This is a genomic window from Streptomyces sp. NPDC053431 (assembly GCF_044544925.1).
Lineage (GTDB): Bacteria > Actinomycetota > Actinomycetes > Streptomycetales > Streptomycetaceae > Streptomyces.
Window position 1 is genome coordinate 282419 of record NZ_JBITXX010000004.1, and the last position, 21531, is coordinate 303949.

General features: G+C 73.1%; 19 protein-coding genes. 13 read left to right on the forward strand and 6 right to left on the reverse strand.

The features are described from left to right. Positions 1-156: 156 nt before the first annotated feature. Positions 157-948, reverse strand: a complete 792-nt coding sequence (locus ACIGXE_RS13935; RefSeq protein WP_399746837.1) for a metal-dependent hydrolase — start codon at positions 946-948, stop codon at positions 157-159. Between the two features lie 70 nt (positions 949-1018). Here ACIGXE_RS13935 and ACIGXE_RS13940 point away from each other — a divergent pair, with 70 nt between their 5' ends. Beyond that, a complete protein-coding gene (locus ACIGXE_RS13940) occupies positions 1019-3592 on the forward strand; it encodes a DEAD/DEAH box helicase (protein ID WP_399746839.1) in 2574 nt (857 codons plus the stop codon). Between the two features lie 52 nt (positions 3593-3644). Further along, entirely contained in the window at positions 3645-4508 is an 864-nt protein-coding gene (locus ACIGXE_RS13945) for an acyl-CoA thioesterase (protein ID WP_399746841.1), read from the forward strand. A 39-nt stretch (positions 4509-4547) separates the two neighbouring features. Here ACIGXE_RS13945 and ACIGXE_RS13950 read toward each other — a convergent pair whose 3' ends face one another. Beyond that, positions 4548-4763 (reverse strand): DUF6011 domain-containing protein, encoded by a 216-nt coding sequence (locus ACIGXE_RS13950; protein WP_399746843.1) that lies wholly within the window; start codon positions 4761-4763, stop codon positions 4548-4550. A 37-nt stretch (positions 4764-4800) separates the two neighbouring features. Between ACIGXE_RS13950 and ACIGXE_RS13955 the strand changes: the two genes are divergently transcribed. Both ACIGXE_RS13955 and ACIGXE_RS13960 read left to right on the forward strand, forming a co-directional pair. Continuing rightward, positions 4801-5283 (forward strand): glutathione peroxidase, encoded by a 483-nt coding sequence (locus tag ACIGXE_RS13955; protein ID WP_399746845.1) that lies wholly within the window; start codon positions 4801-4803, stop codon positions 5281-5283. Beyond that, entirely contained in the window at positions 5276-6043 is a 768-nt protein-coding gene (locus tag ACIGXE_RS13960; RefSeq protein WP_399746847.1) for a putative protein N(5)-glutamine methyltransferase, read from the forward strand. Before ACIGXE_RS13955 ends, ACIGXE_RS13960 begins: the two co-directional genes overlap by 8 nt. 167 nt (positions 6044-6210) lie before the next feature. Here ACIGXE_RS13960 and ACIGXE_RS13965 read toward each other — a convergent pair whose 3' ends face one another. After that, complete coding sequence (locus ACIGXE_RS13965; RefSeq protein WP_399746849.1) at positions 6211-8481, reverse strand: MMPL family transporter; 2271 nt, start codon at positions 8479-8481, stop codon at positions 6211-6213. A 176-nt stretch (positions 8482-8657) separates the two neighbouring features. Between ACIGXE_RS13965 and ACIGXE_RS13970 the strand changes: the two genes are divergently transcribed. The 5 genes from ACIGXE_RS13970 to ACIGXE_RS13990 all read left to right on the forward strand — a co-directional run bounded on the left by ACIGXE_RS13970 (position 8658) and on the right by ACIGXE_RS13990 (position 14535). Continuing rightward, positions 8658-9830, forward strand: a complete 1173-nt coding sequence (locus tag ACIGXE_RS13970; protein WP_399746851.1) for a sensor histidine kinase — start codon at positions 8658-8660, stop codon at positions 9828-9830. Then, the gene (locus tag ACIGXE_RS13975) at positions 9805-10467 is read left to right on the forward strand and encodes a response regulator (RefSeq protein ID WP_399746853.1); all 663 of its coding nucleotides are present in this window, start codon (positions 9805-9807) and stop codon (positions 10465-10467) included. The genes ACIGXE_RS13970 and ACIGXE_RS13975 overlap by 26 nt, the downstream gene beginning before the upstream one ends. Before the next feature lie 109 nt (positions 10468-10576). Beyond that, complete coding sequence (locus ACIGXE_RS13980) at positions 10577-11248, forward strand: response regulator transcription factor (RefSeq protein WP_399746855.1); 672 nt, start codon at positions 10577-10579, stop codon at positions 11246-11248. Beyond that, entirely contained in the window at positions 11245-12624 is a 1380-nt protein-coding gene (locus tag ACIGXE_RS13985) for a sensor histidine kinase (RefSeq protein WP_399746857.1), read from the forward strand. Before ACIGXE_RS13980 ends, ACIGXE_RS13985 begins: the two co-directional genes overlap by 4 nt. A gap of 111 nt (positions 12625-12735) precedes the next feature. Then, positions 12736-14535 (forward strand): alpha/beta fold hydrolase, encoded by a 1800-nt coding sequence (locus ACIGXE_RS13990; protein ID WP_399746859.1) that lies wholly within the window; start codon positions 12736-12738, stop codon positions 14533-14535. A gap of 48 nt (positions 14536-14583) precedes the next feature. Here the strand turns inward: ACIGXE_RS13990 and ACIGXE_RS13995 are convergent, their stop codons facing one another. After that, positions 14584-15954, reverse strand: coding sequence for a cytochrome P450 (locus tag ACIGXE_RS13995; RefSeq protein ID WP_399746861.1), 1371 nt, complete (start codon positions 15952-15954; stop codon positions 14584-14586). Between the two features lie 183 nt (positions 15955-16137). On the opposite strand from ACIGXE_RS13995, the gene ACIGXE_RS14000 reads away from it, so the two are divergent. Next, positions 16138-16605 carry a VOC family protein gene (locus ACIGXE_RS14000; RefSeq protein ID WP_399746863.1) on the forward strand — a complete coding sequence of 156 codons (468 nt, stop codon included), beginning with the start codon at positions 16138-16140 and terminating at the stop codon, positions 16603-16605. A 92-nt stretch (positions 16606-16697) separates the two neighbouring features. Here the strand turns inward: ACIGXE_RS14000 and ACIGXE_RS14005 are convergent, their stop codons facing one another. Further along, positions 16698-17930, reverse strand: a complete 1233-nt coding sequence (locus ACIGXE_RS14005; RefSeq protein WP_399746865.1) for an acyl-CoA dehydrogenase family protein — start codon at positions 17928-17930, stop codon at positions 16698-16700. 176 nt (positions 17931-18106) lie between these two features. On the opposite strand from ACIGXE_RS14005, the gene ACIGXE_RS14010 reads away from it, so the two are divergent. After that, positions 18107-18757, forward strand: a complete 651-nt coding sequence (locus ACIGXE_RS14010) for a TetR family transcriptional regulator (RefSeq protein ID WP_399746867.1) — start codon at positions 18107-18109, stop codon at positions 18755-18757. Positions 18758-18795: 38 nt separating this feature from the next. Here ACIGXE_RS14010 and def read toward each other — a convergent pair whose 3' ends face one another. Next, the gene (gene def, locus ACIGXE_RS14015; protein ID WP_399746869.1) at positions 18796-19356 is read right to left on the reverse strand and encodes a peptide deformylase; all 561 of its coding nucleotides are present in this window, start codon (positions 19354-19356) and stop codon (positions 18796-18798) included. A 114-nt stretch (positions 19357-19470) separates the two neighbouring features. Here def and ACIGXE_RS14020 point away from each other — a divergent pair, with 114 nt between their 5' ends. Then, positions 19471-20712 carry a MurT ligase domain-containing protein gene (locus ACIGXE_RS14020; protein ID WP_399746871.1) on the forward strand — a complete coding sequence of 414 codons (1242 nt, stop codon included), beginning with the start codon at positions 19471-19473 and terminating at the stop codon, positions 20710-20712. Between the two features lie 32 nt (positions 20713-20744). Next, positions 20745-21473: a type 1 glutamine amidotransferase gene (locus ACIGXE_RS14025; protein WP_399746873.1), complete on the forward strand. Its 729-nt coding sequence runs from the start codon at positions 20745-20747 to the stop codon at positions 21471-21473. The last annotated feature ends 58 nt before the right edge of the window (positions 21474-21531 follow it).

Here is a 21531-nt window from a genome sequence, read left to right on the forward strand (position 1 = left end):
CCACCCGCAGAAGCCCACAACCTCAACCCACACCCACAGAAGCCCACACCCTCAACCGCCACCCGCAGAAGCCCACAACCTCAACCCACACCCGCAGAAGCCCACAACCTCAGCCCACACCCGTAGGACCCCTCGCCGTAGGAACGGCCGGGCCCCCTAGAGAAAGCCGAGCGCCGAAGCCCCACCCACCCCGCCCAGCAGCATGAACGCCGGCATCAGCACCTTCAGCTCCACCCAGCTGCCCGCCCGGAAGCGCATGCCCTTCGGCGGGCCGATCGGGTACCAGCGCTTGCGGCCGACCGGGATGGGCCACAGGATCGGGCAGCCGGAGACGGTCAGGGCGTCGCCGATGTCGTGGACGAGGGCGCCCAGGACGATCGGCAGGCCCAGCCACAGGTACTCCTGGCCGGGCTCGGTGAAGAGCCAGCCGGCGCCGTTGCCGGGCTGGTCGAGGACGCCCGCCAGGATCCAGGCGCTGGTGGCGCCGAGCAGCCAGACCAGGACGTCGCTGGACATCCGGGCGGCCCGCCACAGCAGGCCCTCGACGGCGAGGACGAGGTGGACGAAGAGGATCGCGAGGACCGCCCAGCGGCCGCCGGTCACGGCGGCGACGGAGCAGCCGGCGCCGATCAGCACCGCCCACACCCAGGTGTGCGTGAGGGTGCGGTGGCCACCGGAGCGGCGCGGGTCCTGGGCGGAGCGGGTGGCCTTGTAGACGGCGTACGACAGCTTGTCGACGATCTCGCACAGCCCGCGCGAGACCGGACCGAAGGCGCGCGAGATGGTGGCCGACTTGTGGTCCAGGTCGGGGGCGAGGGCCGCACCCGCGCAGAGGAGCGCGCCGACCACCAGAACCGGCCACGGCATGGGGTGGTCGAAGGCCGCCGCGGCCGCACCGACGCCCAGCCAGGCCGCCGCTCCGGACAGCGAGTGCGCCGGTCCCATCATGGTCGTCCCGCCCCGTTTCTCGTGCGCCGGCGCCCAGTTGACGTCCGGTCGACGGGCCAGCCTATCGTCCGTGATCTTCGATGCGACGGCCGGTTCCCTCCTCCGGGCGGAATCCAGGCAAGATGGGGGCGTGACCCTTATCGATCAGCTGCCGCCGACCGCCGACCCCGACGCCCTCTTCGAGGCCTTCTCCTCATGGGCGGAGGACCGGGGCATCACGCTCTACCCGGCCCAGGAGGAGGCGCTGATCGAGGTGGTCTCGGGGGCCAACGTGATTTTGTCGACCCCCACCGGGTCGGGAAAGTCGCTGGTGGCGGCCGGGGCGCACTTCACGGCGCTGGCCAATGACCAGGTCACGTTCTACACGGCACCGATCAAGGCGCTGGTGTCGGAGAAGTTCTTCGACCTGTGCAAGATCTTCGGCACCGAGAACGTCGGCATGCTGACCGGCGACGCGTCCGTGAACGCGGACGCGCCCGTCATCTGCTGCACCGCCGAGGTGCTCGCCTCCATCGCGCTGCGCGACGGCAAGAACGCCGACATCGGCCAGGTCGTCATGGACGAGTTCCACTTCTACGCGGAGCAGGACCGCGGCTGGGCCTGGCAGATCCCGATCCTGGAGCTGCCGCAGGCGCAGTTCGTCCTCATGTCGGCGACGCTCGGCGACGTGTCGATGTTCGAGAAGGACCTGACCCGGCGGACCGGGCGGCCGACCGCGGTGGTCCGCTCCGCGACCCGGCCGGTCCCGCTGTCGTACGAGTACCGGCTCACGCCGATCACGGACACCCTGACCGAGCTCCTGGAGACGAAGCAGGCGCCCGTCTACATCGTCCACTTCACGCAGGCGCAGGCCGTGGAGCGCGCGCAGTCGCTGATGAGCATCAACATGTGCTCGCGCGAGGAGAAGGACGCCATCGCCGAGATGATCGGCAACTTCCGCTTCACCACGAAGTTCGGCAAGAACCTCTCCCGGTACGTCCGGCACGGCATCGGCGTGCACCACGCGGGCATGCTGCCGAAGTACCGGCGCCTGGTGGAGAAGCTGGCCCAGGCGGGTCTGCTGAAGGTCATCTGCGGCACGGACACCCTCGGTGTCGGCGTCAACGTGCCGATCCGCACGGTGCTCTTCACCGCGCTCACCAAGTACGACGGCAACCGGGTGCGGACGCTGCGCGCCCGTGAGTTCCACCAGATCGCGGGCCGGGCCGGCCGGGCCGGCTTCGACACCGCGGGCTTCGTGGTGGCGCAGGCGCCGGAGCACGTGATCGAGAACGAGAAGGCGCTCGCCAAGGCGGGCGACGACCCGAAGAAGCGCCGCAAGGTGGTCCGCAAGAAGGCCCCGGAGGGCTTCGTCGGCTGGACCGAGAGCAGCTTCGAGAAGCTGATCGCCGCCGAGCCGGAGCCGCTGACCTCCCGCTTCCGGGTCACCCACACCATGCTGCTCTCGGTGATCGCGCGCCCCGGCAACGCCTTCGAGGCCATGCGCAAGCTCCTGGAGGACAACCACGAGCCGCGCAAGAACCAGCTCAAGCACATCCGCCGGGCCATCGCGATCTACCGCTCACTGCTCGACGGCGGGGTCGTGGAGCAGCTGGACACCCCGGACGCCGAGGGCCGCACGATCCGTCTGACGGTCGATCTGCAGCAGGACTTCGCGCTCAACCAGCCGCTGTCGACCTTCGCGCTGGCCGCCTTCGACCTGCTCGACCCGCAGTCCCCGTCGTACGCGCTCGACATGGTGTCGGTCGTCGAGTCGACCCTCGACGACCCGCGCCAGATCCTGCACGCCCAGCAGAACAAGGCGCGCGGCGAGGCGGTCGGCGCGATGAAGGCCGACGGGGTCGAGTACGAGGAGCGCATGGAGCGGCTCCAGGAGATCTCGTACCCGAAGCCGCTCGAAGAGCTGCTGTGGCACGCGTACAACGTCTACCGCAAGTCGCACCCCTGGGTCGGCGACCACCCGGTGTCGCCGAAGTCGGTGATCCGCGACATGTACGAACGGGCGCTGACCTTCACCGAGTTCACCTCGTTCTACGAGCTGGCGCGCACCGAGGGCATCGTGCTGCGCTATCTGGCGAGCGCGTACAAGGCGCTCGACCACACGATCCCGGACGACCTGAAGACCGAGGACCTGGAGGACCTGATCGCCTGGCTGGGCGAGATGGTGCGGCAGGTCGACTCCTCGCTGCTCGACGAGTGGGAGCAGCTGGCCAATCCGGAGCTGGAGAGCGCGGAGGAGGCCCAGGAGAAGGCCGACCAGGTCAAGCCGGTCACCGCGAACGCCCGCGCCTTCCGGGTGCTGGTGCGCAACGCGATGTTCCGCCGGGTGGAGCTGGCGGCGCTCGACCACGTGGACGAGCTCGGCGAGATGGACGCGGAGTCCGGCTGGGACGCGGACGCGTGGGGCGAGGCGATGGACGCGTACTGGGACGAGTACGACGACCTGGGTACGGGTCCGGACGCGCGCGGCCCGAAGCTGCTGTCCATCGAGGAGGACCCGGCGCACGGCGTCTGGCGCGTCCGGCAGACCTTCGCCGACCCGAACGGCGACCATGACTGGGGCATCAGCGCGGAGGTGGACCTGGCGGCCTCGGACGAGGAGGGCCGCGCGGTCGTCCGCGTGACGTCGGTCGGACAGCTGTAGGCACTGCTGTGGAATCGGACAGCTGCAGGCACTCCCGTGGAAAGGGCATGAGGTGACGAATCCCGCCGAGAGGCTCGTGGATCTGCTCGACCTGGAGCGGATCGAGGTGAACATCTTCCGCGGCCGCAGTCCGCAGGAGTCGTTGCAGCGGGTCTTCGGCGGGCAGGTCGCCGGCCAGGCCCTGGTGGCGGCCGGCCGCACCGTGGACGACGATCGCCCGGTGCACTCGCTGCACGCCTACTTCCTGCGCCCGGGCCGGCCCGGCGTACCGATCGTGTACCAGGTGGAGCGGGTGCGCGACGGGCGCTCGTTCACCACCCGCCGGGTCACCGCGATCCAGGAGGGCCGGACGATCTTCAATCTGACGGCCTCGTTCCACCTCCCGGAGGAGGGCGCCTTCGAGCACCAGCTGCCGCCCCGGCACCTCACCGACCCGGAGAGCCTGCCGAGGCTCGCGGACGAGATCAAGGACCACCTCGGCGCCCTGCCGGAGGCCCTGGAGCGGATGGCCCGCCGCCAGCCCTTCGACATCCGTTACGTGGACCGGCTGCGCTGGACGAAGGAGGAGGTCCAGGACGCGGACCCGCGCAGCGCGGTCTGGATGCGCGCGGTCGGGCCCCTGGGCGACGACCCCCTGGTGCACACCTGCGCCCTCACCTACGCCTCGGACATGACGCTGCTCGACGCGGTCCGCATCCCGGTCGAGCCGCTCTGGGGTCCCCGCGGCTTCGACATGGCGTCCCTCGACCACGCGATGTGGTTCCACCGCCCGTTCCGCGCCGACGAGTGGTTCCTCTACGACCAGGAGTCCCCCATCGCGACGGACGGCCGCGGCCTGGCCCGCGGCCGGATCTACGACCGCGAGGGGCGGATGCTGGTGTCGGTGGTGCAGGAGGGGCTGTTCCGGAAGCTGTAGGTTCCCGGGCCCGGCCGGCCCCGATCCACCGGGCGCGCCTCAGGTCCCCGGCAGCGGGTCCTGCTCGACCTCGTGGCGCCGGGTGCGGATGTCCGGGCCCGGCGGGTGGAGCTTGGCGTCGCAGGACGGGCCCAGTCCGGTGCGGCGGGAGTCGGCGCCGGTCAGGGGGCGCCCGCACAGCCGGCACCACACGCGCCGCGGGCCCTCCGGCGGGGGCACGGAATCGATGTCGATTGCCAGCGGTTCTTCTCCCATGCTGAGATCAAACCTCATTTCCCCCAAGGAGCTGTCCATGAGCCTGTACGAGATTCCGCTGAAGACCCTCACCGGTGACCCGATCTCCCTCGCCGACTACCGCGACCACGCGGTCCTGGTGGTGAACGTGGCCTCCCAGTGCGGTCTCACCCCGCAGTACGCCGGTCTGGAGCGGCTGCAGAAGGAGTACGGGGAGCGCGGCTTCACCGTGCTCGGCGTGCCCTGCAACCAGTTCGCGGGCCAGGAGCCGGGGACCGCGGAGGAGATCGGGACGTTCTGCTCGGCGACGTACGGCGTGAGCTTCCCGCTCCTGGAGAAGACCGAGGTCAACGGCGAGGGGCGGCACCCGCTGTACGCCGAGCTCACCAAGGTCGCGGACGCCGAGGGCGAGGCCGGTGACGTGCAGTGGAACTTCGAGAAGTTCCTCGTCGGCCGGGACGGCGTGGTCACCCGGTTCCGTCCGCGCACCGAGCCGGAGGCCCCGGAGGTCGTCGCGGCGATCGAGGCCCAGCTTGCCTGACCTGGGGGTGGTGGAGCGGCTGCGGGCCGCGGGCTGCGTCTTCGCCGAGGAAGAGGCGGAACTGCTGCGCGCGGCGGCGGCCGGTGCGGCCGAGCTCGACGCGATGGTCGAGCGGCGGGCCGCGGGCCTGCCCCTCGAACACGTCGTGGGCTGGGCCGCGTTCGGGGGGTTGCGGATCGAGGTCGACGGCGGCGTCTTCGTGCCGCGCCGGCGTACGGAGTTCCTGGTCGCCCAGGCGGTCTCCCTGGCCCGGCCGGGCGCCGTCTGCGTCGACCTGTGCTGCGGCTCGGGCGCGGCGGGCGCGGTGCTGCTCGCGTCCGTCGAGGGCGCCGAGGTGTACGCCTCCGACATCGAGCCGGCGGCGGTGCGCTGCGCCCGCCGCAACGTGGAGCCGCGCGGCGGCCGGGTCTACGAGGGCGATCTCTTCGAGCCGCTGCCGGAGGCGCTGCGCGGCTGGATCGAGGTGCTGGTCGCGAACGTCCCGTACGTCCCCAGCGAGGACGTGGCCCTGCTCCCCGCCGAGGCCCGTGAGCACGAGCCGCGGGTCGCCCTCGACGGCGGCACGGACGGCCTGGACGTGCTGCGCCGGGTAGCGGCCGGGGCGGCGGAGTGGCTGGCCCCGGGCGGGCACCTCCTGGTGGAGACCAGCGAACGGCAGGCCGACCGGGCGGTGAAGGCGGTCACCGAGCACGGCCTGACGGCCCGGGTCCTGGAGGACGAGGAGCTGTACGCCACGGTGATCGTGGCGACGCGCGGCTAGGGCGCGTATCGGGTCGAGTCGTGATCAACCCCGCGTCCGGGCCGGACGCGGTCGCCGGGGACAAGGCGTACCCGTCCCCTGGAAACCGCGTCCACCTGCGCAAACGCCGTATCGAGGCGGTCGTCCCGGACAAGAGGGACCAGGCCGCCGACCGGTCCGGAGTCGAGTCAGCGGTCGACCAGCCGTGGCCGCGGGGCCTCACCCGTGGCTTCCGCGTCGGTGTCGTCGGTGCCGACCGGGCCGCGGGGGAGCATCCGGTCCAGCCACTTCGGGAGCCACCAGTTGGTCCGGCCGAGGAGTGTCATGGTCGCCGGCACCAGCACCATGCGTACGACCGTGGCGTCGACGAAGATCGCGGTGGCCAGGCCGAGCCCGAACATCTTGGCGGAGGGGTCCTCGGCGACGGCGAAGGACAGGAAGACCGCCACCATGATGAGGGCGGCCGAGGTGATGATCCGGGCGGTGCGCGAGACGCCCTCGACGATCGCCGTGCCGTTGTCGCCGGTGCGCAGGTACTCCTCCCGCACGCGGGAGAGGAGGAACACCTCGTAGTCCATCGACAGGCCGAACAGGATGGCGAAGAGGAACATCGGGATGAACGACACGATCGGAACCGTCGCTTCCAGCCCGATGAGTGCGCCTCCCCAGCCCCACTGGAAGACCGCGACCATGATGCCGTAGGACGCGCCGATGCTCAGCAGGTTCAGCAGTACCGCCTTGAGCGGTACGAGTATCGAGCGGAAGACCAGCATCAGCAGCAGGAACGACATCGCCAGCACGGCGGCGACGAACGCGGGCAGGCGTTGGCTGGTGCGTCGGCCCACATCGGACAGGCCGGCGGCGGCGCCGCCGACGTGGGCCCTGGCCGGGCCGTCCCCGATGGCCGTGGGCAGCACCTCGGTGCGCAGCCGGGCGATGGTGTCGGTCGTGGCCTTGTCCTGAGGGCTGGTGGTCGGGAACACCACGAGGGTCGCGATGCCGGTGGCCCGATCGATGTGCGTCGGCGCGACGGACGCGATGCCCGGATCCGCCGTGACCGCCCCGACGAGTCGGTCCAGCACTCCCGGATCACCGGCGAGGTCCGCGGCGATGACGAGGGGACCGTTGGTACCCGGCCCGAACCCCTCGGCGACGAGGTCGTAGGCGCGGCGCTCGGTACGGCTGGGGGGCAGTGAGCCGTCGTCGGGCAGGCCGACGCGCAGGCCGAGCACGGGCAGCGTCGCGGTCAGCAGCAGCCCCGCCGCGCCGATCGCGTACGGCACCGGGTGCCGGCTGACGTGGCCGATCCAGCGCCGCCACCCGGCGGCGGGGACGGCGCCCGCCTCCGGGTCCCGCCGTCGCCCGAATCGGCCCGGCCGCCCCGCCCGAAGTGCCCGGCCGATCCGGCCGGCCCGGGCCAGGCGCGGGCCCGCCGCGCCGAGGAAGGCCGGCAGCAGCGTCACCGACGCGAGCACCATCGTCAGGACGACGATCGAGACGGCGACCCCGCCCACCGTCATGAACGGCACGTTCGCGACCGCCAGGCCGAGGATCGACACGACGACGGTGCCGCCGGCGAAGACCACCGGCCGCCCCGCCGTGGCCACCGCTCGCCCCGCCGCCTCGCGGGGATCGAGCCCGCGCGCGAGGTACTCCCGGTGCCTGGCGAGCACGAACAGCGCGTAGTCGATGCCCACGCCGAGCCCGACCATGCTGCCCAGGACAGGAGCGAAGGCCGGGACGTCCGTCACCCCCGCCAGTACCGTCATCGTGGCGACCCCGACGGTCAGTCCGAAGACCGCCATGCCGATCGGCAGCGCGGCGGCGACGAGCGAACCGAACGCCAGGAACAGGATCGCGGCCGCGGCGAGGAGGCCGATCAGCTCGCTCACGCCGCCGTCGGGGTCCGAGAAGGCGTAGAAGAGGCTCCCGCCCATCTCGATGCGCAGCGGCAGCTCGGCGCGCAGCCGGTCGCCGAGTTCGACGAGGGCGTCCAGGTCTTCGGCCGACAGCCGGCTCTGGTCGGGGTACTGCACCCGGACGACCGCGATCCGCCCGTCGGCCGAGACGAGGCCGCCGCGCACGGCGGTGTCCCCGCCCGCCTCGAGCGCCCCCGCCGGGTCGCTCGCGCCGAGCACGTGCGGCAGCCGCCTCATCTCGGCCCGCAGCCGCGTGAGAGCGGTGCGCGCGCCGTCGTCGTCGAAGAACGTCGCACCGTCGTGGAGGGGGGTGACGACCACTTGGGCGGTCATCCCCTCCTGGCCGGTGCCTGCCCGCTCGATCAGTTCCGCGGCCTGCCGGGAGTCCAGTCCCGGAGCGGTCATCGAGTCCGCGGTCCGCCCACCGAAGGCGACGGCGGCGAGGACGGCGAGCGTGGCGGCCATCAGCCATGCCGCGATCACCCGCCAGGGATGGCGGGCGGCGCTTGCGCCCAGGCGCAACAGGGCTTTCGAGAGCATCGGGTCCTCCAACCACCTCGGTCGGCCGTCCTTGTACGGCCGCCGATGCCGAGGCTCGCCGCCACGGCTCTCCGCGACATCGGCCCGCGGGCCGCGGATCCGTCGGCCCCGGGGCGGAGTGACGACCCGTCCTTTCGGCCGATGCGCGGCACGCCGCGGTCCCTAGGCTGAGAACCGTGCTCCGAGACGACCTGCGAACCCTGTGGACCGAACCCCGGCCGCCCGACGCGCCCGCCCGGGTGTGGCGGGACTGGGCGCTGCTCGCCGTGGGTCTGAGCGGTGTGGTGCTGGAGGCCACCCTGCGCGAGAACGTCGTGTGGCGCCCGGTGGCGGTGGTGTCGGCGGTCTGGCTCTGCCTGCTGCCCCTGTGGCGCCGGACCCGCCCGCTGGCGATGGTGACGCTGGCGTTCGGCTCGGTGGCCCTGCCTCCGTTGGCCTCGCTCGTCGCCGCACCGCGCGAGCCCGTCGGCCTGTACACCGGCGTGGTCGTGCTCGTGCTGGTGTACGCGCTGCCCCGGTGGGGATCAGGACGCGAGATCGTGCTGGGCGGCGCGGTGATCCTCGCGGTCGGCGCGCTGTGTGTCGTCACGGACGGGACCCCGGTCGTCGAAAAGCTCGTGGGCTTCGCCTTCCTGCTGGTGCCCGGCGTGGTCGGGGCCGCCGTGCGGCTCTGGGTGACCGCCCGCGAGCGGCAGTTGGAGCAGGTGCGCTCCCGCGAGCGCGAGCAGCTCGCCCGGGAACTGCACGACACGGTGGCCCACCACGTCTCGGCCATGGTGATCATCGCCCAGGCGGGCCGGGTGCTCGCGGGCACCGACCCGTCCGCCGCCGTCGAGGCGCTGGAGGGGGTCGAGGAGGAAGGGGCGCGCACGCTGGAGGAGATGCGCGCCATGGTCGCCGCGCTGCGCGACCGCGGGGTCGGCGCCGAGCTGGCGCCCCCTGCCGGTGTCGCGGATCTGGAGCGCCTGGTGCGCACCCCGGGTGGTCGCCTCAGGGTCGACCTGGGGCTCGACGGCGAACTGGACGCGCTGCCCCCGGCCGTGGACGCGGCCGTCTACCGGATCGTGCAGGAGTCGGTGACCAACGCGCTGCGCCATGCGGTCGACGCGACCGAGCTCGTCGTCCGGGTCGCCGCCGAACGGCACACGGTGCGGGTGAGCGTGCGCGACAACGGCCGGCGCACCGGCCGGGGTCGCGACGGATACGGACTTACCGGACTGCGCGAGCGCGCGACCCTGCTGGGCGGCACACTACGAGCCGGCCCGGGCACCGACCGGGGCTGGCATGTCGACGCCGAACTGCCGAGAGCGAGGAGCGAGAGCGGTGTCCATTCGCGTCCTCGTCGCTGACGACCAGACGATCATCCGCACCGGGTTGCGGATCATGCTGAACGCCCAGCCCGGCATCGAGGTGGTCGGCGAGGCCGCCGACGGACGGGAAGCGGTCCGTCTGGCCCGCGAACTACGCCCCGACGTCTGCCTGTTCGACATCCGCATGCCCGTGCTCGACGGGCTCGAGGCCACCCGGCTGGTCGCCGGCCCGGGCGTCGCCGACCCGCCGGCCGTGGTCGTCATCACCACGTTCGACCTCGACGAGTACGTCTACGGCTCCCTGCGGGCCGGCGCCCGCGGATTCCTCCTCAAGGACACGGGACCGGACCTTCTGGCGCAGGCCGTACGGTCGGCGTCCGACGGTGAGGCGCTCATCGCGCCCAGCGTCACCGTCCGTCTGCTCCAGGCGTTCGCGGACCTGCCCGCCGGGCGGCCCGTGGCCCAGCCGGTCTCCCCCGTCACCGCCCGCGAGGAGCAGGTGCTCCTCGCCGTCGCTCGCGGGCTGACCAACACCGAGATCGCCGACGCGCTGCACATCAGCCTCAGCACCGTGAAGACGCATCTGGCCAGCCTGATGGCCAAACTCGGCGCCCGTAACCGGGTCGAGATCGCGATGTGGGCCTACGAGACGCGCCGCATCCTCCCCGGAACCTGAGCCGGGTGCCGGGCCACGGAACCTGAGCCGGGTGCCGGGTGCCGGCTCTGGAACCTGAGCCGGGTGCCGGCCATGGCTCAGGGAGCGGAGTCCGCCTAGGGTGTGCGGCGTGCGCGTACTGCTCGTCGAGGACGACGAAAACCTCCGGTTCGGTGTGGCCGCCGCGTTGCGGGCCGCCGGGCTCGCCGTCGACGAGGCGGCCGATCTGCCGCAGGCGGACGAGGCGCTGTTCGTCACCGCGTACGACTGCGCGGTCTTCGACCGGATGCTGCCGTCCGGGGACGCCGCCGGCTACGTCGAGGGCCTGCGGCGCGCCGGCCGCGGCGTGCCCGTGCTGTTCCTGACCGCGCGCGACACCGTCGCCGACCGGGTGGCCGGCTTCGCGAGCGGTGGTGACGACTACCTCGTCAAGCCGTTCGCCGTGCCCGAGCTGGTCGCCCGCGTGCGCAGCCTGTGCCGCCGCGCCGCGGTGGTACGGCCGCCGGTGCACCAGGTCGGCGACCTGGAGATCGACACGGCGCGCCGGCACGTGCGCCGCGGCGGTGTGCTGCTGACCCTGACGAGCAGGGAGTTCGCCGTCCTGGAGGTGCTGGCCGCCCGCGCCGACCAGGCGGTCCCGCGAGCCGAGCTGATCGAGAGCTGCTGGGACGAGATGGCCGAGCCGCAGTCCAACGTCCTGGAGGTGCTCGTCTCCCAGCTCCGCCGCAAGCTCGGCGACCCGCCGCTGATCCACACCGTGCGCGGGGTCGGCTACCGGCTCGCGCCCGACGCCGCCCGGTGAGCGGCCGCCCTACGCGCCGGTCGCGGCCGCTCACGCCGACGGAGCGGGTGCTGCGGCTGCGGCGCCGGATCAGCCTGCTGTTCGCGCTGACCAGCGCCGTGGGCCTGATCGCGATGGCGCTGCTCGCCGTGCGCAGCGACAGCGGCCGCTGGCGCGAGCAGCTCGACCACGCGATGGACGCGGACAGCAGCTGGGCCCTCGGGCTCCTGGAGACCGACGCGGACGGACGCCTGGACACGGCCGTCCTCGCCGACACCATGAACATCGACTGCCCGCCGCTGACCGTGCTCCTCGTCGACGGCGCCGACCCCGAGGACCTCACCGTCCAGCACGCCCCGGCCAAGCCCTGCCTGAGCGTGAGCCGCGGCGTGGTCCTGGCGGCCGGCCGCGCGGCCGCCCGGGCCGAGGAGCCACGCGGCTTCGACCGGCGTACGACGGACGGCACCCCGGTACGGGTCTTCGCGCTGCCCTTCTACGCCGCCGAGGCCGCCGACGACGAGCCGCCCCAGGGCGTCCTGGTGACGACGGCCGACGCGAGCGCGCCCCAGGACGAGCACCGGCGCCTGGTGTGGATCGTGTCGGGCGGCTGCGCCCTGCTCGTCCTGCTGTCCGCCGCCGTCGGGCACGCCCTGTCCGGGCGGGCGGTCCGGCCCGCTCTCGCCGCCCTGGGCCGGCAGGAGGCGTTCCTCGCGGACGCCGCGCACGACCTGCGCACCCCGGCCGCCTCGCTGCGCACCCTCGCCGAGACCGCGCTGCGCGGCGAGACGGACAGCGCGGACGTGCACCGGCGCACCCTGCGCCTCGCGGAGGGCATGGGGCGGCTCGTCGACGGGCTGCTCACCAGGGCCCGCCTGATGTCCGGCACGGCGACCCTGGCCCGCCAGCCGCTGCGCCTCGACCAGTTGGTCGAGGCGGTCGTCGAAGAGGCGGGCGAGGCCGCCACGGGCGGACACCGGGTACGGATCGACGCCGAGGACACGGTCGTGGTCGCCGACCCCGACCTGCTGCGCCGCGCCGTGGGCAACCTGCTCGGCAACGCCCTCGCCCACGGCCACGCGCCGGGGCTCCCGGCGGACGTCCTGATCACGGTCACCCGCGACGGCACGGTGACGGTCGAGGACTCCGGCCCCGGGCTCCCGCCGGAGGTCGCGGGCGCTCTCTTCGAACGCTTCCGCAGCGGCTCCGGCTCCACCGGCCTCGGCCTCTCCATCACCTCCTGGATCGCGCACGCGCACGGCGGCACCCTCACGGCGGGACAGGGAGAGCACGGCGGGGCGCGGTTCATGCTGCGCCTGCCGACGCGGGACTCACGGGAGGCGCGGGACTCACGGGAGGCACGGGACTCACAGGAGGCGCGGGACTCACGGGAGGGCTGAGGGGCCGGCCAGGGCCCGTACCCGGAGTCCTCTCCCTCCCGCCGCCTCCCCCGCGCACCCGCACCGCCGCCTTCCCCGGCACCCGCTTCAGGAAATCCTCAGCATCCGCGCGTGATCCTTCCGGGACCGACCGTCCAAGGGGAGCTCCTCGTGATCCGTGCCACCGCCCGCCGCCGTCCGGCCCTCGTCCTGGCCCTCGCCGTCCTCGGCGCCATGTCGACGGCCGGCTGTACGACCGGTCCCGGTCCCGACGGGGACCGGCCCAGGGCCGCGTCCGCCAGGCCCGACCCGGCCGAGCGGCCCGAACTGCGCCGCTTCTACGGGCAGAAGCTCGCCTGGCGGCCCTGCGGCGACCTGCGGTGCGCCTCGCTCACCGTCCCCATGGACTACGCGCACCCGGAGGACGGGAAGACCTTCGTGCTGCCGGTGGCCAAGGCCGCGACGGCCACGCCGGGCCGGCGGATCGGCTCCCTCGTCTACAACCCGGGAGGACCCGGTGAGCGGGGCGTCCAGGCCCTCAGGGACGGCCTCGCCGACGATCTCGGGCGGGGCGTGCGCGAGCGGTTCGACGTCGTGGCCTTCGACCCGCGCGGCGTCGGCGAGAGCAGGCCGGCCCTCACGTGCGTCCCCCCGGGACGGTCGGACGAGGACGCGGCGACCCCGGCCGCCGGCGTCCCGCTGCGCCCCCGTACCGAGGCCGAGCGCGCCGCAGTCCTCGCCGACGCGCGGGCCACCGCCGAGGCCTGCCGGAAGGCCAGTGGGCCGCTGCTCCCGCACGTCGGTACGGCCGACGCGGCGCGGGACCTGGACGTGCTGCGGGCGGCGCTGGGCGAGCGGCGGCTGACGTACGTCGGCTGGTCGTACGGCACGAGCCTGGGCACCTCGTACGCCGAGCAGTTCCCGCGCCGGGTGCGCGCGATGGTCCTGGACGGGGCGGTCGACCCCGCGCTCGACTGGCGGCAACGCATGATGAGCCAGGCCAAGGGCTTCCGGGACGCCGTCGACACGTACGCGCGCACCTGTGCGGACGTCGTCGAGCAGGGCTGCCCGGGCACCGGCCCCCAGGAGATACGGGCGCTGATCGACCGCCTCGTGGCGCGGACGCAGCGCGAGCCGCTGCCGGTCGAGGGCTCGGAGGACGGACTCGACGCGGCCGGTCTGATCTCCGCGCTCAGCCTGTCCATGTACACGCCGGAGGCACAGTGGGAGGGCCTGTCCGCCGGCCTGCGCGCGGCGGACGGCGGCGACGGTACGAAGCTCGCGGCGCTGGCCACGGAGGCGGGCGAGGAGGAGGAGCCGGGCGACGACGGGCAGACCTCCGACGGGACTGACGGGACCGACGGGACCGACGCCTCCGACGGGTCCGGCGCGTCCGACGGGTCCGAGGCGTCCGACGGGTCCGGCGCGTCCGAGGCACCCGACGCGTCATCCGACGCGACCGGATCGCCCGCCGGGTCCGCCGACTCCGGTGACCCCGCCGCGCCCGCCGTCCCGGAGGACAACTCCGAGGCCGCTCTGATCGCCGTCAACTGCCTCGACGTCCCCCACCCGCGCGACGCCCGGGCCTACTGGGACGCGCTCGCTCCCGCCGAGAAGGCCGCCGGTGTCTACGGCACCACGGGGCTGACGGGCGAACTCGTCTGCAAGGACTGGCCGGCCGGTCCGGACCGCCCGCACCGGGTGAACGCGGTGGGCGTCCCGCCGGTCCTCGTCGTGGGCACGGCGGGCGACCCGGCGACGCCGTACGCCGAGGCGGTGAGCCTGGCGCGGCAGTTCCCCGGCGGCATGCTGCTGTCCTTCCAGGCGCCGGGGCACACCGGGTACGGCCGCGACGCCTGTGTCGACAGGAAGGTCGAGGACTATCTGATCGCCCTGAGGAAGGTCCCCGCCGGCACCACGTGCACGCCCTGACGACGTGGGTCCGCCCTCCGGGCAACGACGGGAGTTCGACGACAGGGCCTAACGCCGCCTGGGCTTCAAGCGGCAGCGGGCCGGGCCGAGGGCCTGGAGGGTGATCGCGGAGCCGAGGGGCACATGCGTGTCGATCGCCTCCAGCTCGTAGTCCTGCAGGATCATCGCGAGCGCGATCACGGACTCCAGCATCGAGAAGTGCTGCCCGATGCAGGCGCGCGGGCCGCCGCCGAAGGGGAACCAGGCGTAGCGCGGGCGTTCGGCCTCGCGCTCGGGGGTGAAGCGGTCGGGGTCGAAGCGCTCCGGGTCGTCCCAGTAGCGGGGGTGCCGGTGGGTGACCCACGAGGAGACGATCACGTCTGCCCCGGCGGGGATCAGGTACCCGTCGATCTCGGTGGCCTCGACGGCCCGCCGCCCGATGGCCGGGGCGGCCGGGAAGAGCCGCATGGCCTCCTTGAGGACGCGGCCGAGGTAGGGCAGCGCGTCGAGGTCGGCGGCGTCGGGGGTGCGGCCGCCCAGGACGCGGTCCAACTCCTCGTGGGCGAGCCGCTGCTGCTCGGGGTGGCGGGCGAGCAGGTGCAGGGCGAAGCCGAGCGAGGTGGCCGTGGTCTCGTGACCGGCGAGGAGGAACACCAGGACCTGCTCACGGAGTTCGGCCGCGTCGAAGCCGCCGTCCTCGTCGCTGCCGGCGGCGGCCAGGAGGGTCAGCAGGTCGCGTTCCCGGCCGTCGCCGCCGGCCGCGCGCCGCTCGGCGATGATGCGGTCGCAGACGGCGTAGAGCTCCTCGTGGGCGGTGGCGGCCCGGCGGTTTCCGGGGGTGGGCCAGTGGCGCGGGAGCTTGCGGGGCGAGTAGCCACGGCGGGAGACGTAGGCGCCGAGGACGGGGAAGCAGCGCTCGACGATGCCGACGGCGGCCTCGACGTCGGTGCCGAAGAGGATGCGGGCGACGGCGCGCAGGGCGAACCCGGTCATCTCGTGCACGACGTCGACGGAGTCCCGGGCCCCGGCGCGCCAGGTGTCGGTGAGCCGGGTGACCTCGGCCGCCACGGCGGAGGCGTAGGTGTCGACGCTCCTGCGGGTGAACAGCGGCTGGACGAGCCGTCGTTGGCGCAGGTAGTCGCCGTCCTGGCTGGTGAGCAGCCCGTTGCCGAAGGACTCCCGGATCTCCTGGTAGAAGGCGTTGTCCTTGCGGAAGTTGGCGGCGTCGCCGGCGAGGACCTGCTGGGCGCCCTCGGCGGAGAAGACGCAGTGGACGGTGGCCCGGGCGCCGGGTGGCCCGGCGGAGATCCGGACCACGTCCCCGTGGTCGCGGCGGGCCTTCAGGAAGGTGCCGAGCGAGTCGTTCTTGAGGTCGAGCAGTGAGCCGAGCAGCGGGACGCCCGTGAGTTCGGGTATCGCCCGCGCGGTGGTCGTCGCCATCGTGCCGTTCCCCCTGAGCGTTGCGGTGGCGTGGCCGGGTCCGACGATCGGCTCGCCCGACCGTCGGGAGGTCCGGTGGTGGAGTCGTCCGGTCGGATCCCGTGATCGATTCTGCCGCAGGAGGTGACCCGCCGGTAGTCGGCGCGGCGGGCCGTTGTCAGTGGTCTCTGGAACGCTTCCGCCATGGACGCACCTGAGATGACCCTGCAGCTCACCGTCGACTGCGCCGATCCGCAGCGCCTGGTCGCCTTCTGGGCCGAGGCCCTGCGGTACGAGCCGGAGCCGCCGCCGGAGGGGCACGCGAGCTGGATCGCGTACTGGCGGGCGATCGGTGTCCCCGAGGACGAGCTCGGGGAGGGCACCGGGGAGCTCCCGGAGTCCATTGTGGACCCGAAGGGCACCGGCCCCCGGGTCTGGTTCCAGCGGGTCCCGGAGCCGAAGACGGTCAAGAACCGGCTGCATCTGGACCTGAAGGTCGGCGGCGGCCGGACCGTGCCGCTCGCCGTGCGCCGGGAGCGGGTGGACGCCGAGGTGGCCCGGCTGACCGCGCTCGGCGCGTCCGTGCTGTACGCGATGGACGAGCCGGACGGCATGGACCACTACGCGGTGGTGCTCCAGGACCCGGAGGGCAACGAGTTCTGCGTCGTATGACCCTCCGGGTCCTGGCCCCGGGGCCTGGACTCCCCGGAGTTCGGGGCCGCCGGCACCGCGAGCCGGCGGCCTGGGGGGGAGGGATCGGCGGGTCAGCGGATCGGCATGCCGGACAGGGTGCGGGCGATGACCAGGCGCTGGATCTCGCTCGCGCCTTCGAAGATGGTGTAGATCGCGGCGTCGCGGTGCATCCGCTCGACCGGGTACTCGCGGGTGTAGCCGTTGCCGCCGAGGATCTGGATGGCCTGGGCGGTGACCTTCTTGGCGACCTCGCTCGCGTACAGCTTGGACATCGAGCCCTCGGCCGAGGTGAAGGGCTTGCCGGCGGTCGCCATCCAGGAGGCGCGCCAGACCAGCAGGCGGGCCGCGTCGATCTGGGTGCGCATGTCGGCGAGCTGGAAGGCGACGCCCTGGTTGTCGATGATCGGGCGGCCGAACTGCTCGCGGGTCTTCGCGTAGTCGAGGGCGACCTCGTACGCGGCGCGGGCGGTGCCGACGGCCATGGCGCCGACGGCGGGGCGGGAGGCCTCGAAGGTGGCCATGGCGGCGTTCTTCACCCGCTCGCCGTTGCCGGCCTGCCTGGCCTTCTCGCGGGCTCGGGCGAGGCGCTCGTCGAGCTTCTCCTTGCCGCCGAGGAGGCAGTGGCCGGGGACCCGGACGTTCTCGAGGACGACCTCGGCGGTGTGGGAGGCGCGGATGCCGTGCTTCTGGAACTTCTGGCCCTGGGAGAGGCCGGGGGTGTTCGGCGGCACGATGAAGGAGGCGTGACCCTTGGAGCCGAGCTCGGGGTCGACCACGGCGACGACGACGTGGACGTTGGCGATGCCGCCGTTGGTCGCCCAGGTCTTGGTGCCGTTGATCACCCACTCGTCCTTGGCCTCGTCGTAGACGGCGCGGGTGCGCATGGAGGCCACGTCGGAGCCGGCGTCGGGCTCGGAGGAGCAGAAGGCGGCGACCTTGACGTCGTCGGCGTCGCCGTACATCTGCGGGACCCAGGTGCCGATCTGCTCCTCGGTGCCGTTGGCGAGGACGCCGACGGCGGCGAGTCCGGTGCCGACGATGGAGAGGGCGATGCCGGCGTCGCCCCAGAACAGCTCCTCCATGGCCATCGGGATGCCCAGGCCGGTCGGGTCGAAGAACTGCTGGGCGTAGAAGTCGAGGGAGTAGATTCCGAGCTTGGCCGCCTCCTGGATGATCGGCCAGGGGGTCTCCTCACGCTCGTCCCACTCGGCCGCCGCGGGGCGCATCACGTCTGCGGCGAAGCCGTGGAGCCAGTCGCGCACCTGCTTCTGGTCGTCGTTGAGATCGAGCGTGAACTCGGCCATGGTCCCTCCCAGCGGTATGTTACTTGCGGTAACAGCAGTCTGTTACCGACGGGTAGGGGCTGTCAACCAGCACCGGAGCGCTTCCTGGCAGGCGACGGCCCAGCGGCACCGAGTGCCGTTCGGGTGTTACGTTGCGGACAGCCTCAGGAATTTCGTACGGGCGGGGAGAGACGCTTATGGACACCACACACCGGACCACCACCGATCAGCAGAAGCCGGCCGACCAGCGGCGCCGGGAGCTGCTGGAGGCGGCGGACCGCGTGGTGCTCCGGGACGGCCCGAAGGCCTCCATGAACGCCATCGCGGCCGAGGCCGGGATCACCAAGCCGATCCTCTACCGCCACTTCGGCGACAAGGGCGGCCTCTACCGAGCCCTCGCCACCCGCCACACCGACGCCCTCCTCTCGGCGCTCCGGGCCGCGCTCGACGCGCCCGCCGAGCGGCGGCAGCGGGTCGAGTCCACCCTCGACACCTATCTGGCCTCCATCGAGGCCATGCCGCAGGTCTACCGCTTCCTCATGCACCCGGCCGAGGAGTCGCACCAGTCGGAGCAGGGCTTCGACGTCGGCCGGCACTCCGCGCCGCTGCTCCGCCGCATGGGCGAGGAGCTGGGTCAGGTCATCGCCGAGCGCGTCGACCTCGGACCGGGCAGCGAGGCGCAGGCCCGCATCTGGGGCCACGGGATCGTCGGCATGATGCACGCCGCCGGCGACTGGTGGCTGGGCGAACGCCCCTGCTCGCGCGCGGAGTTGGTCCGGAGCCTGGCGGACCTGCTGTGGGGACGGCTGGCGGCCGCCGGCGACCGGGCGGACGGGCCGGGGTTCTGACCGGCTCCCGGGCCGGGCGCACTGCGCCGCCGCGGCGCTCAGCCGCCCAGCACCTCCGCGCCCCCGCCCCACGGCTCCTTCCGGATCGCCCGCAGCAGGCGACGGCGCGCCCATCCCGTCACGTGGTCGGCGTACACCCCGCCCTCCAGGTGGTCGCACTCGTGCTGGAGGCACCGCGCGAAGAAACCCGTGCCCTCGACGCGGACCGGGGTGCCGTCGAGGCGGACGCCCTCGACGACCGCGCGGTCGTGGCGCGGGGTCGGGGCCTCCAGGCCCGGCAGGGACAGACAGCCCTCCGGGCCGCGGAACACGTCGCCGTCGGCCTCGACCAGGCGCGGGTTCACCACATGGCCCAGATGCCGGACGTCCTCGTCGTCGGGGCAGTCGTACACGAAGACGCGCAGCCCCACCCCGACCTGGTTGGCGGCGAGGCCCACGCCGTTCGCCGCGTACATCGTCGCGAACATGTCCTCGACGAGGCGGGCCAGCTCGGGGCCGAAGTCGGTGACGGGCTCGCAGGGGGTGTGCAGCACCGGGTCGCCGAGCAGGGTCATCGCTCGGACGTGGCCGGAACTGCCGGGGATCAGCCGGTTTCGCATGGGCGCAAGGGTACGTTCAGGGGTCGGCGCGTCCGCGCCGTGGTGCCGCGGTTCGGGCTGCTGGCCGGATCTCGATAGGCTGAGCCCGGACCGACGCAAGGAGGAACAAGGACGATGTCAGGCAGCAACTCGGAGCCGCTGTCGCCGCGCGCCAAGCTGGCCGTGACGGCGGGCAAGGCCGCCGCCGCGGTGTCACGGGCCGCGGGACGCGGCAGCGGATCGGTGATCGGCGGCCGGGTCGCGCTCAAGCTCGACCCCGATCTGCTGGGGCGGCTCGCGCAGCACCTGGACGTGGTCCTCGTGTCGGCGACCAACGGCAAGACCACGACGACCCGGCTGATCGCCGAGGCGCTGCGGGCCAGCGGCCCGGTCGTGTCGAACGCGCTCGGCGCCAACATGCCCGCGGGCATCACCTCCGCCCTGGCCGGCGGCTCGGACGCCAAGTTCGGCGTCATCGAGGTGGACGAGAAGTACCTGGCGGGCGTCGCCCGGGACACCACCCCGAAGGCGATCGCCCTGCTCAACCTCTCGCGCGACCAGCTCGACCGCGCCGCCGAGACGCGGATGCTCGCCGAGAAGTGGCGCGAGGGCCTCAACGGCACCAAGGCCGTGGTCATCGCCAACGCGGACGACCCGCTGATCGTGTGGGCCGCCTCCTCCTCCCCCAACGTGGTGTGGGTCGCCGTGGGCCAGGAGTGGAAGGACGACGCCTGGTCCTGCCCCTCCTGCGGCGGTGTGCTGCAGCGCCCCGGTGACGACTGGTTCTGCGGCGAGTGCGGTTTCCGCCGCCCCGCGCCGAGCTGGGCGCTCAACGGCGACCACGTGCTCGACCCGCACGGCTCGGCCTGGCCGATCCACCTCCAGCTGCCCGGCCGCGCCAACAAGGCGAACGCCGCCACCTCGGCCGCGGTCGCCGCGGTCTTCGGGGTGCCGCCGCAGGTCGCCCTGGAGCGCATGTACCAGGTGCAGGCCGTCGCCGGCCGCTATGACGTGGTCTCCTTCCAGGGCCGTGAGCTGCGGCTGCTGCTGGCGAAGAACCCGGCCGGCTGGCTCGAAACGTTTTCCCTGATCGACCAGCCGCCGACGCCGGTGATCCTCTCGGTCAACGCGCGCGGCGCCGACGGCACCGACACCTCCTGGCTGTGGGACGTGGACTACGGCCGGCTGGCCGGCCACCCGATCATGGTGATCGGCGACCGCAAGCTGGACCTCGCGGTCCGCCTGGAGGTCGCGGGGGTGGACTTCCGCGTGTGCGAGACGCTCGACGAGGCCGTCACGGTGGCCCCGCCGGGACAGATCGAGCTCATCGCGAACTACACCGCGTTCCAGGACGTCCGCCGCCGCGTCGGCAACTGACCGCGACTCGACCCCGCAGAAGGACTTGCAGCATGAGTGACAGCAGCCTGCGTCTGGTCTGGGTCTACCCCGACCTGCTCAGCACCTACGGCGACCAGGGCAACGTCCTCGTCGTCGAGCGCCGCGCCCACCAGCGCGGACTCAGCGTCGAGCGCGTCGACGTGCGCAGCGACCAGCCGATCCCGACCTCCGGCGACATCTACCTGATCGGTGGCGGCGAGGACCGGCCGCAGCGGCTCGCGGCCGAGCGGCTGATCCGCGACGGCGGCCTGAGCCGGGCCGCCTCCAACGGCGCGATCATCTTCTCGGTGTGCGCCGGCTACCAGATCCTGGGCCACGAGTTCGTCAACGACGTCGGCGAGCGCCAGCCGGGCCTCGGCCTGCTCGACGTGACGACGGTCCGCGGCGAGGGCGCCCGCTGTGTCGGTGACGTGCTCGCCGACATCGACCCGCAGCTGGGCCTGCCCCAGCTCACCGGGTTCGAGAACCACCAGGGCATCACCCATCTCGGCCCGACCGCCCGCCCGTTCGCCCGGACCGTGTTCGGCAAGGGCAACGGCACCGGCGACGGCACCGAGGGCGCGTACAACGACACCGTCTTCGGCACCTACATGCACGGCCCCGTCATGGCGCGGAACCCGCAGATCGCGGACCTGCTCCTGAAGCTGGCGCTGGACGTGAACGCGCTGCCCCCGACGGACGACCGCTGGTACGAGGCGCTGCGCGACGAGCGCATCGCCGCCGCCACGCAGCCGTCCTGACGGATCACCAGACTGCACGTCTGAGCGGGTAGACGCACATTGGATTCGTAAGTGAATA

What these genes read in the sequence shown, in the direction of transcription:
- ACIGXE_RS13955 (WP_399746845.1), top strand. Translation starts at nt 4,801, where the DNA reads ATGAGCCTGTACGAGATTCCGCTGAAGACCCTCACCGGTGACCCGATC.
- def (WP_399746869.1), bottom strand. Translation starts at nt 19,356, where the DNA reads ATGCGAAACCGGCTGATCCCCGGCAGTTCCGGCCACGTCCGAGCGATG.
- ACIGXE_RS13965 (WP_399746849.1), bottom strand. Translation starts at nt 8,481, where the DNA reads ATGCTCTCGAAAGCCCTGTTGCGCCTGGGCGCAAGCGCCGCCCGCCAT.
- ACIGXE_RS13950 (WP_399746843.1), bottom strand. Translation starts at nt 4,763, where the DNA reads ATGGGAGAAGAACCGCTGGCAATCGACATCGATTCCGTGCCCCCGCCG.
- ACIGXE_RS14020 (WP_399746871.1), top strand. Translation starts at nt 19,471, where the DNA reads ATGTCAGGCAGCAACTCGGAGCCGCTGTCGCCGCGCGCCAAGCTGGCC.
- ACIGXE_RS14000 (WP_399746863.1), top strand. Translation starts at nt 16,138, where the DNA reads ATGGACGCACCTGAGATGACCCTGCAGCTCACCGTCGACTGCGCCGAT.
- ACIGXE_RS14025 (WP_399746873.1), top strand. Translation starts at nt 20,745, where the DNA reads ATGAGTGACAGCAGCCTGCGTCTGGTCTGGGTCTACCCCGACCTGCTC.
- ACIGXE_RS14005 (WP_399746865.1), bottom strand. Translation starts at nt 17,930, where the DNA reads ATGGCCGAGTTCACGCTCGATCTCAACGACGACCAGAAGCAGGTGCGC.
- ACIGXE_RS13935 (WP_399746837.1), bottom strand. Translation starts at nt 948, where the DNA reads ATGATGGGACCGGCGCACTCGCTGTCCGGAGCGGCGGCCTGGCTGGGC.
- ACIGXE_RS14010 (WP_399746867.1), top strand. Translation starts at nt 18,107, where the DNA reads ATGGACACCACACACCGGACCACCACCGATCAGCAGAAGCCGGCCGAC.
- ACIGXE_RS13995 (WP_399746861.1), bottom strand. Translation starts at nt 15,954, where the DNA reads ATGGCGACGACCACCGCGCGGGCGATACCCGAACTCACGGGCGTCCCG.